Consider the following 863-nt stretch of genomic DNA (forward strand, 5'->3'; position numbering starts at 1 on the left):
ATCTTTGCCGATCCGAAATACCGTGAATTGCGCATTATTGCGATCATCGAGCCGGATTCACTGCCTAACCTGGTGACTAACCTGAGCACTCCAGCCTGTCAGCAAGCGGCGGATGCGACCCATGGTTATGTGCCTAATACCCGTTACACCCTGAGCAAGTTCTACCCGATCACCAACGTCTATTCCTATGTGGATATCGGCCACTCAGGCTGGTTGGGCTGGACGGACAATTTCGGTAAAGCCGTTACCCTGATTGGCGATGCGATCAAAGGCGCAACCGGCGGTGTGAATTCGGTGGCGGGTTTTGTTTCCAACACCTCGGGTTACACCCCGCTCTACGAACCTTTCCTGGATTCATTGGCTAACAGTGCGTTCCCGGGCAGTGGCGGCGGCACCCAAACCCGTCAAGCCAAGTTCTATGAGTGGAACCCGCACTTCAGCGAAGTTTCCTTCGTAACTGCCTGGCGCAACGCCATGATCGCTGCGGGCTTCCCATCCAACATCGGTATGTTGGTGGATACCTCACGCAATGGCTGGGGCGGCGCTAACCGTCCAACCGCGCAATCAACCAGCAGTGTGCTGGATACCTTTGTGGATCAATCGCGCATCGACCGCCGTGCCCATCGCGGCAACTGGTGTAACCAACGCGGTGGCGTGGGCGAGCGGCCACAAGTGGCGCCAGTTGCTGGTATCGACGCTTATGTGTGGGTGAAACCGCCGGGTGAATCGGACGGTGCGGCGTCTAAAGAGCTGTCGTTTGATCCACAAGATCCAGCCAAAGGTTTCGACCGCAACTGTGACCCAACCTTCACCAATGCCGCGGGCACCACTACCGGCGCTATGCCTAATGCACCGGTTGCCGG

At 57.4% G+C, this 863-nt stretch carries 1 protein-coding gene; it reads left to right on the plus strand.

Annotated features, from left to right (window positions below; all coding sequences use genetic code 11):
- A partial coding sequence (locus tag ACFODX_RS16080; protein WP_378121037.1) for a glycoside hydrolase family 6 protein occupies positions 1-863 on the plus strand: 863 nt, incomplete at both ends.

The organism is Cellvibrio fontiphilus, assembly GCF_042646205.1.
Classification (GTDB): Bacteria; Pseudomonadota; Gammaproteobacteria; order Pseudomonadales; family Cellvibrionaceae; genus Cellvibrio; species Cellvibrio fontiphilus_A.